Source organism: Paenibacillus sp. FSL P2-0173 (genome assembly GCF_038008045.1).
Classification (GTDB): domain Bacteria; phylum Bacillota; class Bacilli; order Paenibacillales; family Paenibacillaceae; genus Paenibacillus; species Paenibacillus polymyxa_B.
This window is the reverse complement of record NZ_JBBOYK010000001.1, coordinates 883,067-895,830: the sequence shown is the minus strand read 5'-3', so window position 1 is coordinate 895,830 and position 12,764 is coordinate 883,067. Positions and strand designations below refer to the sequence as shown.

Sequence of the window (12,764 nt, the reverse complement as noted above, 5' to 3'; positions counted from 1 at the left end):
GAATCCGGGTAAATGGTCTTTTTTTGATGCCAAATTTGGGTCAAGCGCCGTTTCCGGATTCCGTGAAATGGCGCTTTTTTAGTATAAAGCGCTGAACTATGTACAGTATAACAAATAAATAAAAAAGGTGGGAGAAACGTATGGATTTTTTGTCAATTGAGTTTTTAACCGCATTAGTATCCATCATTATCATTGATCTGGTGCTAGCTGGTGACAATGCCATCGTAATCGGTTTGGCGGCTCGCAATGTTGATAAGGCCAATCAAAAGAAGGTCATTATTTGGGGGACGGTCGGAGCGGTCATCATTCGTGTGATTGCTACAGTGCTGGTCACGTATTTATTGCAAATTTATGGATTGCGTTTGATTGGGGGACTCGCACTTATCTATATTGCCTATAAGCTGCTGGTCGAAGAGAAAAAACATGAAATTTCAGCTACGAATCAAATGTGGGCAGCGATCCGCACGATTATTATCGCGGATACGATGATGGGCCTCGACAATGTACTTGCTGTTGCGGGAGCAGCTCATGGAAACATGCTGCTTGTTATACTGGGTCTGGCAATCTCCGTTCCAATCATGGTGTGGGGAAGTACGATTATCTTGAAGCTGACTGAACGTTACCCAGTAGTTATTACGATTGGTGCTGCTGTACTGGCTTACACTGCCGCCAAAATGGTGGTGGCGGAACCGCTGATTGCACACTGGTTTATGAACGGGGTCATTAAATACGGCTTTGAGGTTCTGGTTGTGGTTCTGGTTGTAGCCATTGGGATGCGTGTTAAAAAAATTAAAAGTGAAAAAACAAGAAAGCAAGCGCAGCACGCCTAAGCTAACTTACATTAAGTAAACTTAGCTGAAGCTGAACATTCATGCCGTAGAGGCTGTTCTGTTAGGTCCAACTGGACCCGGAGCAGTCTCTTTTCTTTGCTTGTCAGCAGACTTCCATGTAAACTAGACAACAGATGAATGAGTGATTAAAGGTGGGAGCGAAATGGACAAGCAAACGAAGACAAGGGTAGCTATTGCAGGACTGGGTGGTATTGCTCGAAAAGTATACTTACCGTTACTGGCAGCACACCAAGGTGTAGACATTGTAGGTGTCATGAACCGTTCACAGGAGCCGGTGAGTTCCATTATGGAGCAATATAGGTTGCCAAGAGGAACGACTGATGTGAAGGAGATGCTAGCATGGGAACCGGAAGCTGTATTTATACATGCCGCGACCGAAGCTCATTTTGATCTAGTTATGGCGTGTATTGAAAAAGGGATTGCTGTGTATGTGGATAAACCGTTGTCCTATGATGTTCGTCAGAATCTGGAAATGACCGCTTTTGCGGAAGCGCAGGCCGTGCTGCTGGCGGTAGGCTTTAATCGACGTTTTGCCCCGCATTATGTAGCTGCTAAAGCATGGTTAGAGGAAGCAGGTGGATTCAGTCAATGTGCGGCCATTAAACACCGTACTGGATATGATCGAAGACCGGCGGCACAGACGGTTTATGATGATTTAATTCACATGCTTGATTTGCTTTTGTGGTTGGGTGGCGATGATTATGAGCTGCTGCATAGTAGTATGAATACGACGAGTGATGGATATATGGATGCTGCGTTCGGGACCGTACGTTTGGGGAATGCTACCGGAAGCTACAGTATGAGTAGACAGGCAGGGGCTGACATAGAGAAGCTGGAGCTTCACGGGGCAGGACGGTCTGTTGAAGTAATAAATATGGAACAGGCTGTTTTTATGCAAAAAAATCATTCACCACTAACGCAAACATTTGGAAGCTGGGATACGATTTTGAAAAGACGGGGATTCACCGGAGTCGTGAATCATTTTCTGGAGCATATTCATCGTCCGGAGGAGTGTGCTGTACGGGCTGGAAAAGTATTGGAAAGCCATATGCTGGCTGACGAACTGATCAGCCGTTTGAGTGTTTAATATGGAACGTCCGAACGTGATCTTAACAGTCCAGACAGACATCAAGAATTAGGTTGAAGGAGAAATGAATGAATGGAAGAAGATAACCGTGGTAAACAGCTAGAAGAAGCCATCATTGAAAATTATAAGCAAGAAGAAGATATGATGATCCTTGTATTTGCGCAATGGTGTATCAATCACGGGTTGGAGCCAGAGGAATTATATCGTGTAGCGTATCCGCATCAGGATAGTAACGAGCGTCTGCTACGAGTACGCAAGTTGACTGTATCGCGTGAAGAAGCGGGTGATATTCCGCTGGATACGGTATTAGGGGTACTGTCCATGTTCGGAAATGAGGACTTGGCGATGGTCGTATCTGAGGCGGCTGCCAGCCTTTCGTCGGAACGGAAATAGGGCTAGCCAGAATAAACAATATACTGTTATCATTTATGGCATCATGGACTCACTGTATTTACTTAAGACATTGTTGATGGGGAGGGTAAGCTTACGATGGAAGATATACCTATGCCAAGTACCTGTAAAGGCTGTGAAAGAGATATCTCGATATCGGAAGAGCAAATTACCAGAATTCTAACCAACATGAGACCCAAAATGGAATGTGTAAACGATGAAGTGTACGAAGCCAGACTGTTGGCCTGCTCACAATGTGAAGAGTTAATGTCCGGGCATACATGTGGCATCAGCGGAAGTATTGTTCGTGTGCGTGCTTTGGCGGCAGCTCAAAATTGTCCCAGTTACCATGGTTCACGCTGGATAGGAACAGCCTAAAAGATACAATGCTCAGGCTCGGCTGAACTTGGATTACGGGTTAAAGTAGTCATACCTTGGTCTGCCCTAATGGCAGGCTTTTTGGTTTGATTGGACCTTTTCTTAACGATTGACAAAAAGTAGGCAATAAAATATATTAAACACGTGAAATGTTTTTATTTAATTATTAATATTTATATTAATGTTTTCTAGATGAGATGTTGCGTAAAAATTAAGATCGGAAGAAGATCGGTAATATGAGTGATATTTAGACCAAAAATGAAAGCGCAAACATTCGTAAGGGTGTTCCAACAATCTTAATATTTTGGGGAGGGTTTGTTGTGAAGGGTTCTATTGTTGTTAATACCGATTGGAAACAAGGCATTATTAATAAAAATATTTATGGACAATTTGCTGAGCATCTTGGACGTTGCATTTATGAAGGCATATGGGTTGGAGAGGACTCACCGATTCCAAACACAAACGGAATTCGAAATGATGTAGTGGAAGCCCTGAAAAAGCTGAACATTCCTGTATTGCGCTGGCCGGGAGGCTGTTTTGCCGATGAATATCATTGGAAAGATGGTATCGGACCAAAAGAAAACCGTAAGAGAATGGTAAATACGCATTGGGGCGGTGTGGTTGAAAATAATCATTTTGGCACACATGAGTTTTTTCAATTGTGCGAACTGTTAGATGCAGAGCCTTATATTTGTGGAAATGTCGGCAGTGGTACAGTTCAGGAAATGTCGGAGTGGGTAGAGTACATGACCTTCGATGGAGAGTCCCCTATGGCTGCATGGCGTCAGGAAAACGGTCGTGAGAAACCATGGAAGATCAAATATTTTGGAGTGGGTAACGAAAACTGGGGTTGTGGCGGTAACATGCGCCCAGAATATTATGCCGACCTGTATCGCCGCTATCAGACATATGTCCGTAACTATGGCGAGAACCGCATTTATCGGATTGCAGGGGGGGCGAATGTGGATGATTATCGTTGGACCGAAGTGTTGATGCGTGAAGCTGGGCATCTTATGGACGGTTTGAGCCTGCATAACTATACGATCCCGGGAAACTGGGAAGGGAAACGGCAAGCACTCGGCTTTGATGAAGCGGAATGGTTCGAGACGATGAAAAAATCATTGCATATGGATGAATTGATTACACGTCATTCAGCCATTATGGACCAATATGATCCTGACAAAAGGGTCGGACTGATCGTCGATGAATGGGGAACCTGGTTCCTGACTGAGCCGGGGACCAATCCGGGCTTCCTGTATCAGCAAAACACGATGCGCGATGCGCTGGTAGCTGGGCTGCACCTACACATTTTCCATAATCACCATGACCGAGTACAGATGACGAATATCGCTCAAATGGTCAATGTTTTACAGGCAATGATTCTGACCGAAGGCCCTGCTATGCTGTTGACGCCGACATACCATATATTTGAAATGTTTAAGGTGCATCAGGATGCACAAGCACTGGCTGTTCATGTAAAGGTGGGCGATTATGAATATGATGGGGATTCCATCCCACAAGTAAGCGTGTCCGCCTCCAAGGCGCAGGATGACAATATTCATATTAGCTTTTGCAACATCCATCCGGGCGAGTCGGCAAACTTGAATTTGGAGCTAAGAGGACTGGAAGAGGTTAAAAAGATCAGCGGTGTTGTTCTTGCCAGCGACGATATGCAGGCACATAATAAGTTTGATCAGCCAGAGCGTGTGAAAAAGGAAGCTTTCACATCCTATCAGCTGCAAGGTCAGCATTTGGATGTTACACTGCCACCAATGTCGGTAGTGATGCTGACAATTGCTCCGTAAAAAAGCTGGGTTGTGGTATGTAAGCACAATTTCATTATTATTGGTTATGAACAAAGAGAGCGTTCAGGTGAACGCTCTCTTTTACCTACAATTGCTCGCGGTGAATCACCCTGAATTCTTTGGGCGACATACCGAAGCGGGAACGAAATACGCGATGAAAATACGTGTAATTTGCAAATCCTGACGATTCGGCGGCTTGTTCCAGTGACATGGGACTGAAAATGATTCGTTCTCTCGCCATGTTAAGCCTGATGTCCAGCGTGTACTGCATAATGCTCGTATCGAATGTTTCCTTAAACAGATGTACTGCTCGGGATACGCTGATACCGACGTGTGAAGACACGTCATCCAGCTTGAAGTTAGAGGATGCATTTTCTTCAATATAATTTTTAATCTGATACGCAAGATAGTTATGATGAGTAGCGATAGGATGATCGGATAGCATACGGTCAAACTCCAAACATAAAATGCGCATGTAATAACTTGATATTTCCGGGTAAGGATTAGAAATACGTCGTTGCTCCATCACAAGCTGACGAAATAGGCCAAGCAGGGCTTCTGTGAGCTGAACCTTAATTCTGTTGGGTCGTTTATGATGGTTCCACCACTCATCTACCCAGGAACCACCGAAAAAAATGTGATAATCTCCACTTTCCACGACCAGATCTCCCATGGGATTCAACTCACTATGAATATCCAGTTCATAAGGCTCGGTAGGATTGAATAGCAGTAGATCACCCGCTTCAATCCGTGTCATTTCCCCGTTAATGCGGGCCTGGCAGCGTCCATCTGTTTGCAAACGGAATAAATAATTTTTGATCCCATCAGGCTGGTTCGAATAAAAGGGCTTTCGATGGAAGGAATAGCCTGCGGTAAGAACCTGACAAGGCTCGACGATAGACATGATGATGACTCCTTTGGGCATATGGCTGTTTCAAATATTGACCAGATTGTTCATGTTTTAATCATATTATTCATTTTAAACGAAACAGAAATAGAATACTATGTGAACTGTAAAGCTTACATGTTAGATGAGAAAGTACATGTTGGAGGCCAAGGAGTGTGACGACGTGGAACGAATGAAGGCCGGGATTATCGGATGCGGTACTATTAGCTCGGTATATCTTGAAAATCTCCAAAAGAGCCCACTTATTGAAGTGGTGGCCGTCGCTGATTTACTAGATGAGAGGGCCAAGGAGAGGGCCGATGAATTCAACATTGAAAACGTATACAAGGTGGATGAATTGCTTCGTCAGCCTGAGATTGAGCTTGTATTTAATCTGACCGTGCCTGGCAGCCATGCACTGACAGATGTGGCGATACTAGAGGCAGGCAAGCATGTGTACAGTGAAAAGCCTTTGGCGCATTGAAATTCACGGACCATCGTGCTAATGCTGAGCTGGCCTACCATGTGTTAGAAGCCATGCATGCTTTTCAGCGCTCATCATTGGAAGGCAATCACATTACGATGGAAAGCACGTTCAAGCCGGACGAGGATTTGTATTATGGAACAGATATAATGGAAAATTCATCCTAATTAAAGAGGTGAAGGGTAATGGCTAAAGTAGGATTGCAATTGTACACAGTAAGGGAAGAGCTTGAACAGGATTTTGAAGGTACATTGCGCAAGGTAGCTGAGCTTGGTTATAAAGGGGTAGAATTTCATACCTTTTTCGGACGCAATGCCAAGGATGTCAGAGCGCTTTTGGATGAGCTGAATCTGGAAGTTGTCGGAACTCATATACAATATTCTCGTTTGTTGGATCATTTGGATGAGGAGATTGCATACCACAAAGAATTGGGCAATAAGTACCTAATCGTTCCTTATTTAACCGAAGAACAGCGACAGTGGGATGAAATTTTTGCTAATTTGAATCGTATTGGTGAAAAAGTGAAAGAACAGGGCTTGATACTGGCTTATCATAATCATGATTTTGAATTGACAGAAAAAATCAATGATCGCCCGGTATTCGATGCTTTATATGATGCGGTTTCCGATGATTTGTTACAGGTCGAAATGGATACTTGTTGGGTATACTATGGGGGCTATGACCCAGTGGAATACATCGGACGTTATAATGGACGCCTGCCTATCATTCACTTAAAGGATATGGCACGTGACAAGCAACAAAAAGCAGTGACTGTAGAGCTTGGCAAAGGCGAAGTGCAGCTTCAGGCCATTACAGACGCCGCTATTCAGGCAGGTGTGGATTGGGTCGTCGTGGAACAGGATTTCTGCTCAAACCCTCCAATCGAAAGCATTGAAACCAGCATTGAATGGCTCCAACAATACGCAGCTCAGGGAGGAAATATTCATGTCTAAAACACTCAAAATCGGGATTATTGGTTGTGGAGGCATTGCCAACGGCAAACACTTGCCGAGTCTTGCCAAGCAGAAGCGTGCAGAAATCGTTGCATTCTGTGACATCATTCAGGAGCGCGCTGAAGAGGCAGCAGAAAAGTTTGGAGTTGAAGGGTCGCAAGTTTATAGTGATTACCGTCAGTTGCTAGAAAATAAAGACATTGAAGTCGTACATGTGTGTACACCCAATGACTCGCACTCAGAAATTACCGTAGCGGCGCTTGAGGCAGGTAAGCATGTGCTGTGTGAAAAGCCGATGGCTAAAACTGCTGAGCAAGCACGGGAGATGCTCGATGCAGCCAACCGTACAGGTAAGAAGCTGTCTATTGCGTATCAAAACCGATATCGTGATGACAGTTTGTATCTGAAGCAATTGGTTGAGCAAGGAGAGCTTGGAGACATTTATCTGGGCAAAGCCATTGCTCTACGCCGTCGCGCGGTTCCGACTTGGGGAGTATTCTTGGATGAAGAGAAGCAGGGCGGTGGTCCTCTTATTGATATTGGCACGCATGCACTCGACCTGACACTCTGGCTGATGGATAATTACAAGCCTAAAAGTGTACTAGGTTCAACCTTCCATAAGCTAGGGGATCGTAAAGATGCGGCAAATGCCTTTGGGCCTTGGAATCCTGAGGAATTTAAGGTAGAGGACTCAGCTTTTGGTTTTATTACGATGCAAAATGGAGCTACGATTGTACTGGAATCCAGCTGGGCATTGAACGTCGTAGAGTTTGGCGAAGCGAAGACGCTGTTATGCGGAACCGAAGGCGGAGCCGATATGCAGGATGGATTGCGCATTAACGGGGAAAAGAACAGCCGCTTGTTTGATACGAAAATAGATCTGGATGCAGGCGGTGTTGCCTTTTACTCTGGAGAAACGGAAAATGAAGCAGACCGCGAAGCCCGTCTGTGGATCGAATCTATTCTGGACGACAAAGAACCTCTTGTGAAGCCGGAACAGGCACTGGTTGTTACTGAAATTTTGGAAGCTATCTATGAATCGGCCCGTACCGGGAAAGCTGTCTATTTTGACTAAGCACGTAATTATCCCGAATAGACCATCATTATAATGAAAGCAGCTTTTTTCACATATGATACAGGGAGGGATTTCTTTTGAAACTTGGAGTATTTATGGTGTTGTTTGGCGGACGTTCGCTGGAGGAGGCACTGGATTATGTGGCTTCTCAAGGATTGGATGCTGTAGAAATCGGTACAGGCGGCAACCCAGGAGATAAGCATTGTAAGCCGGATGAGTTGCTGGAGAATGATACAGCGCTCAAAAATTTTAAAAAGGCAGTAGAGTCCCGCGGACTAACGATTAGTGCGCTTAGCTGTCACGGCAATCCTCTTCATCCGCAAAAGCATTTGGCCCAAGCTGATCATGAAACGTTTCTTAAAACCGTTCGATTGGCAGAAAAGCTGGAAGTTCCAGTTGTGAACACTTTCTCTGGCTGTCCGGGTGATCATGAGGATGCGAAATATCCAAATTGGCCTGTGGCTCCGTGGCCTAATGATTTTCAGGAAGTGTTGAAGTGGCAATGGGAGAATAAAATTATTCCTTACTGGACTGAGACGGGAAAATTTGCAGCAGATCATCATGTTAAAATTGGGCTGGAGCTACACGGAGGCTTCTCCGTTCATACACCAGCGACCTTGCTTCGTTTGCGTGAAGCTGCGGGAGAGGTCATTGGTGCTAATCTGGATCCGAGCCACATGTGGTGGCAGGGAATTGACCCAGTGCAGGCGGTTCAAATTTTGGGCCGAGAGGGAGCCATTCACCATTTTCATGCCAAGGATACGACGATTGATCCGGTCAATGTAAATAAATATGGACTTACCGATATGCAGGAATATACCAAAATGCTAGATCGCGCTTGGCAGTTCCGTACTGTGGGTTATGGACATGATGTAAAAACCTGGGCAGATATTATCAGTGCTCTGCGTCTGGTGGGATACGATTATGTAGTGAGTATTGAGCATGAAGATGGTCTGATGTCCGTGGAGGAAGGCTTTACTAAGGCTGTCCACAATCTTCGCCAGGTATTAATTGAAGAACCGCTGAGCGAGATGTGGTGGGTCTAACCTAATAGGGGGAAATGTTGATGATTAACGTCACCATTTGGAATGAATTTTTGAACGAAAAGTTGAATGATGAAGCCAAACAGATATATCCTGACGGGATACACAAAGCGTTGGCTGACGGCCTGGCAGGAGAGGGATTTGCCATTCGAACAGCTACTCTTCGTGATGATGCCGAGCATGGTTTGGGAGAAGAGATCCTGAATTCCACAGATGTGCTGCTGTGGTGGGGGCATAAAGCCCACGATCAGGTGAGCGATGAAGTTACGGCGCGTGTTGTAAAGCGAGTGCAGGGAGGAATGGGCTTGATCGTGCTGCACTCGGGCCATTTTTCAAAGCCATTCAAAGCCCTAATGGGCACTAGCTGTGATCTGAAATGGAGGGTGGCAGGTGAACAGGAGATTATTTGGTCGGTGAATCCGTCACATCCTATTGCAGAAGGCATAGACGCCAAAATTTTGTTGAAGCAGGAAGAGATGTATGGCGAGTTCTTTGATATTCCAGCGCCGGATGAATTGGTATTTGTTAGTAACTTTGAAGGCGGCGAAGTATTTAGAACCGGATGTACTTTCCGCCGAGGTAGCGGTAAGATATTCTATTTCCGCCCAGGTCATGAGACCTATCCGACTTATTACCAGCCTGATATTTTGAAAGTTATCGCCAACAGCATTCGTTGGACTTCTCCGACAAGTATTAACAAACCAATATATGGTAGAAGTGAACCTGTAAGACCTCTCGGTGGAGTGTTGGTATAATAACAATCATCACATTTTGATGAGCTGTATAATGAACAGATTGATAGGCGGAACCTCTAGGGATTCCGCCTTTTTGTATTTAACGATTTAGACATATACCTGCTGTGTTGGTTTGTTGTATAATCAGTTTTGGTCATGGCAACTTTATCAGCGCAGGTATTTAATTTAAGAAGAAAGTGTTTTCTTTCGGGATAAAGTATGCTAAAATGATATATACTAACAAAAGGAAAGCTTTATCAAACCGAAATGCAAAAGAAGGTGAAAAATTTGGAGAGTCAACCGCAATTTACAAAAATGTGTCCGCGTTTTGAAACCGCCTTTTCATGTTTGGGTAAGCGTTGGAATGGATTAATTATTCAATCCATGATGAGCGGTCCTAAGCGGTTTAAGGATATTTCCAATCTGATTCCCACAATGAGTGACAAAATGTTATCAGAACGGATGAAAGATTTGGAAAATGAAGGAATTCTTACACGTCATGTATATCCGGAAACTCCTGTCCGCATTGAATACGAGCTAACAACCAAAGGCCGTGCACTTCAGCCGGTTATGGAACAGATTCAATTTTGGGCTGAGGAATGGATTAGATGAGCACCAAACTAAATAAGCGTTTCTCATAGCAAAACAGCCTTTTCCTAGGAAAAAGGCTGTTTTTTTATTTTGTGTATAGGACTACTTATCCATTTTACAGAAATGATCTGCATAGGCAGGACGGCTTAATAGCCTTTGACGCGCCCTGCAACTGAGAATAATCCTGCTGTTGCACGGCGGGGCACACGGGTTTGAATATCCAGCGCGGCCGAACGGAATGTACCCAAGCAGGAATGGCAAAGTCTTCCTGCATAAATAGGGGAACGGCAGGATTCACAAGGATAATCAAGCTGACTGTATGTGGAGGGAAACTTGCCTGCTCTTACCCAATCTGTGAGCAATTCTATAGGTGTGCCGGTTACGTCACTGAGCTGACGAGTATGAGTAGAAGGATGCTTCCATAGATAGTTAGAACAGCGGTCCAAGAATATATTTTCTTCCTGAATACAAGAACTACACAGGTTTCTAAGGTTTTGACGAAAAACGGAACCGCATTTTGGGCAATTAGAAGTATGTATCTCCATAGAAACCAGTCCTTTGTATCGAAATATAGTGAAATTTTAAATTTATTAGTTATATATTACTATGACCTTATACCTATATCAATCTTTATTTATGGAATCTCTGATCTTTAAGTGTATGTTGAAATCTGTGTTGACATTACTTTGTTACTTATGTATTATTACTTACATAAAGTTACTTAATGAATAAAATAAACCATTACTGATAAGGGGATCTTTATATGATGCCATCTTTATTTTTGGCCACGGCTCACCGGTGCTTGCTATTGAACAGACGGACTATACTTCATTTTTAGAGCAACTAGGGAAAAGCATTCGCCCTAAAGCGGTTGTTATCTTTACTGCTCATTGGGAAGCGCAAACGTTGACGATCAGTTCGATGGATGACGTGTACGATACCATTTATGATTTTGGCGGTTTCCCACCGGAACTGTACATGGTGAAATATCCAGCACATGGTTCTGTGGAACTGGCCAATAAGCTGGAAAAATTATATGAACAAAAGGGCATTGACGTACAAACTGACCGGGTGAGGGGACTGGATCATGGATCCTGGACATTGTTGCATCGTATGTATCCTGAGGCAGACATTCCGGTAGTTCAGATCTCAGTAAATCCATATCTTTCGCCCAAAGCACAATATGCCATTGGTGAAGTGCTGCGTGGACTGGGAGAACAAGATATTCTGGTCATTGGCAGTGGAGTGACTGTTCATAATCTGCGTATCGTCAAATGGGGGGAAACGAAAACAGAACCTTGGGCTATAGATTTTGATGATTGGATTATTGAAAAAGTGCAAAGTAGAGATATAGAGGCTTTGGATCACTATGAAAGCGAAGCACCGTATGCTCGCCAGGCCGTACCAAGAGCAGAGCACTTTGTACCGTTGTTTATTGCAATGGGGAGTGGCAATCCTGCAAACAAAGCCAAGGTCATCCATAGAAGCTATGAGATGGGGAATTTAAGTTATCTATGCTTACAGTTTTAAAAAGTGTGTTGCCAGAAGAAGGACTATTGTTAAAATGCTTCGCAACTGCTTCTGTATAAGTAGAGGAGTGGAAATAAATTAGGGAGTGTTATAAGCTATAATGGCTTATAACACTCCCTTTTACGTAAAAAACGATTTATTATATGCGGCAAATCTCACGAGGGCACAATTCACAATGACATACGCCTTGCAGCATTTCCAAATCCTTGACAACAATCATGCCATTATCATATTCAACTGCATTTTTCTTACGTAGATCACTAAGCATCCGGTTTACGCTTTCCCGAGTCGCACCGATCATATTTGATAAGTCAGTATGAGTAATTTTTTTATGAATCAGGATATGTTCGCCGTGAGGCTCACCATAGGTATTGCATAGACGGATGAGTGTTGAACATAAAGCGCCAGGCTTGCCGTACATCATCAAATCGCGGAACTTAGTCTGAGTAATGCGATGATGCGAACCCATCCATTTCATAAAGTCAATCGCAAAATCACAATGCTGGCAAATAAGTAGCTCCAGATCTGTATGATCGATTACGCCAATATCACTGTCTTCCAGAACCTCAGCAGAAAAGGAATGCTTAGTACCGAAAAATGGATCGGCTTGACCAACAAGATCGCCGCTTTGATACATATATAGAATAAGTTCCTTACCCTCATCCGTTGTTTTGGTTACTTTCACGCGTCCGCGCTTAATATAAAACAGCTTATCCGCTGTATCTCCTTCCCAGAACAGATGCGAGCTTTCTGGCATAACTCGATCTTTCATCATCACTTGCAACCGGTTGAAGCTGGCCTCCGAGAAGCAACAGGTGTTGCCGCGGGCTTCCATTACATTTGTAGTGTTTCTCATCGTCCATTTCCCCTTTGTATCCTATGTTTTTTATCTGCAACTTGATCAATTCAAATTCATTATATACCTGCGCAATGCGTTTTTGGGGCAAGAAGAGGGGG

Annotated in this window: 14 protein-coding genes and 2 pseudogenes; 13 read left to right on the top strand and 3 right to left on the bottom strand. The window is 44.0% G+C overall.

Annotation, left to right across the window (positions count from 1 at the left end; translation table 11 throughout):
* Positions 1-140: 140 nt before the first annotated feature.
* The 5 genes from MKX30_RS03970 to MKX30_RS03950 all read left to right on the top strand — a co-directional run bounded on the left by MKX30_RS03970 (position 141) and on the right by MKX30_RS03950 (position 4,511).
* The gene (locus MKX30_RS03970) at positions 141-830 is read left to right on the top strand and encodes a TerC family protein (RefSeq protein ID WP_023989285.1); all 690 of its coding nucleotides are present in this window, start codon (positions 141-143) and stop codon (positions 828-830) included.
* A 163-nt stretch (positions 831-993) separates the two neighbouring features.
* On the top strand, positions 994-1,938 hold the full coding sequence (locus MKX30_RS03965; RefSeq protein WP_023989284.1) for a Gfo/Idh/MocA family protein: 945 nt from the start codon (positions 994-996) through the stop codon (positions 1,936-1,938).
* Between the two features lie 72 nt (positions 1,939-2,010).
* Positions 2,011-2,331: a hypothetical protein gene (locus MKX30_RS03960; protein ID WP_023989283.1), complete on the top strand. Its 321-nt coding sequence runs from the start codon at positions 2,011-2,013 to the stop codon at positions 2,329-2,331.
* Between the two features lie 96 nt (positions 2,332-2,427).
* A complete protein-coding gene (locus MKX30_RS03955; RefSeq protein WP_023989282.1) occupies positions 2,428-2,706 on the top strand; it encodes a hypothetical protein in 279 nt (92 codons plus the stop codon).
* A gap of 320 nt (positions 2,707-3,026) precedes the next feature.
* On the top strand, positions 3,027-4,511 hold the full coding sequence (locus tag MKX30_RS03950; protein ID WP_023989281.1) for an alpha-N-arabinofuranosidase: 1,485 nt from the start codon (positions 3,027-3,029) through the stop codon (positions 4,509-4,511).
* 85 nt (positions 4,512-4,596) lie between these two features.
* On the opposite strand, the gene MKX30_RS03945 is transcribed toward MKX30_RS03950, so the two are convergent.
* Positions 4,597-5,415 carry an AraC family transcriptional regulator gene (locus tag MKX30_RS03945; RefSeq protein ID WP_023989280.1) on the bottom strand — a complete coding sequence of 273 codons (819 nt, stop codon included), beginning with the start codon at positions 5,413-5,415 and terminating at the stop codon, positions 4,597-4,599.
* A 166-nt stretch (positions 5,416-5,581) separates the two neighbouring features.
* On the opposite strand from MKX30_RS03945, the pseudogene MKX30_RS03940 reads away from it, so the two are divergent.
* From MKX30_RS03940 to MKX30_RS03910, 7 genes and pseudogenes are all read left to right on the top strand, one after another.
* Positions 5,582-5,875: pseudogene (locus MKX30_RS03940) on the top strand (Gfo/Idh/MocA family protein); the annotation flags it as partial.
* 2 nt (positions 5,876-5,877) lie between these two features.
* Positions 5,878-6,048 (top strand): hypothetical protein, encoded by a 171-nt coding sequence (locus MKX30_RS03935; protein WP_233903743.1) that lies wholly within the window; start codon positions 5,878-5,880, stop codon positions 6,046-6,048.
* 18 nt (positions 6,049-6,066) lie between these two features.
* Positions 6,067-6,834 (top strand): sugar phosphate isomerase/epimerase family protein, encoded by a 768-nt coding sequence (locus MKX30_RS03930; RefSeq protein ID WP_341062459.1) that lies wholly within the window; start codon positions 6,067-6,069, stop codon positions 6,832-6,834.
* A complete protein-coding gene (locus MKX30_RS03925) occupies positions 6,827-7,909 on the top strand; it encodes a Gfo/Idh/MocA family protein (RefSeq protein ID WP_013310855.1) in 1,083 nt (360 codons plus the stop codon). Before MKX30_RS03930 ends, MKX30_RS03925 begins: the two co-directional genes overlap by 8 nt.
* Before the next feature lie 77 nt (positions 7,910-7,986).
* Positions 7,987-8,955, top strand: a complete 969-nt coding sequence (locus MKX30_RS03920) for a sugar phosphate isomerase/epimerase family protein (RefSeq protein WP_013310854.1) — start codon at positions 7,987-7,989, stop codon at positions 8,953-8,955.
* Between the two features lie 20 nt (positions 8,956-8,975).
* Entirely contained in the window at positions 8,976-9,707 is a 732-nt protein-coding gene (locus MKX30_RS03915) for a ThuA domain-containing protein (RefSeq protein WP_341062458.1), read from the top strand.
* A 246-nt stretch (positions 9,708-9,953) separates the two neighbouring features.
* Positions 9,954-10,298, top strand: a complete 345-nt coding sequence (locus MKX30_RS03910) for a winged helix-turn-helix transcriptional regulator (RefSeq protein ID WP_013371810.1) — start codon at positions 9,954-9,956, stop codon at positions 10,296-10,298.
* A 125-nt stretch (positions 10,299-10,423) separates the two neighbouring features.
* Here the strand turns inward: MKX30_RS03910 and MKX30_RS03905 are convergent, their stop codons facing one another.
* A complete protein-coding gene (locus MKX30_RS03905) occupies positions 10,424-10,723 on the bottom strand; it encodes a hypothetical protein (RefSeq protein ID WP_226887755.1) in 300 nt (99 codons plus the stop codon).
* Between the two features lie 317 nt (positions 10,724-11,040).
* Between MKX30_RS03905 and MKX30_RS03900 the strand changes: the two are divergent.
* Positions 11,041-11,807 (top strand): annotated as a pseudogene (locus MKX30_RS03900) (DODA-type extradiol aromatic ring-opening family dioxygenase).
* A 139-nt stretch (positions 11,808-11,946) separates the two neighbouring features.
* Here the strand turns inward: MKX30_RS03900 and MKX30_RS03895 are convergent.
* The gene (locus MKX30_RS03895) at positions 11,947-12,663 is read right to left on the bottom strand and encodes a Crp/Fnr family transcriptional regulator (RefSeq protein WP_341062457.1); all 717 of its coding nucleotides are present in this window, start codon (positions 12,661-12,663) and stop codon (positions 11,947-11,949) included.
* Positions 12,664-12,764: the final 101 nt, after the last annotated feature.

Excerpts from the sequence above, each read along its gene's own strand:
- MKX30_RS03915 (WP_341062458.1), top strand. The coding sequence starts at position 8,976 with ATGATTAACGTCACCATTTGGAATGAATTTTTGAACGAAAAGTTGAAT.
- MKX30_RS03910 (WP_013371810.1), top strand. The coding sequence starts at position 9,954 with ATGCAAAAGAAGGTGAAAAATTTGGAGAGTCAACCGCAATTTACAAAA.
- MKX30_RS03965 (WP_023989284.1), top strand. The coding sequence starts at position 994 with ATGGACAAGCAAACGAAGACAAGGGTAGCTATTGCAGGACTGGGTGGT.
- MKX30_RS03945 (WP_023989280.1), bottom strand. The coding sequence starts at position 5,415 with ATGTCTATCGTCGAGCCTTGTCAGGTTCTTACCGCAGGCTATTCCTTC.
- MKX30_RS03930 (WP_341062459.1), top strand. The coding sequence starts at position 6,067 with ATGGCTAAAGTAGGATTGCAATTGTACACAGTAAGGGAAGAGCTTGAA.
- MKX30_RS03895 (WP_341062457.1), bottom strand. The coding sequence starts at position 12,663 with ATGAGAAACACTACAAATGTAATGGAAGCCCGCGGCAACACCTGTTGC.
- MKX30_RS03955 (WP_023989282.1), top strand. The coding sequence starts at position 2,428 with ATGGAAGATATACCTATGCCAAGTACCTGTAAAGGCTGTGAAAGAGAT.
- MKX30_RS03970 (WP_023989285.1), top strand. The coding sequence starts at position 141 with ATGGATTTTTTGTCAATTGAGTTTTTAACCGCATTAGTATCCATCATT.
- MKX30_RS03925 (WP_013310855.1), top strand. The coding sequence starts at position 6,827 with ATGTCTAAAACACTCAAAATCGGGATTATTGGTTGTGGAGGCATTGCC.
- MKX30_RS03960 (WP_023989283.1), top strand. The coding sequence starts at position 2,011 with ATGGAAGAAGATAACCGTGGTAAACAGCTAGAAGAAGCCATCATTGAA.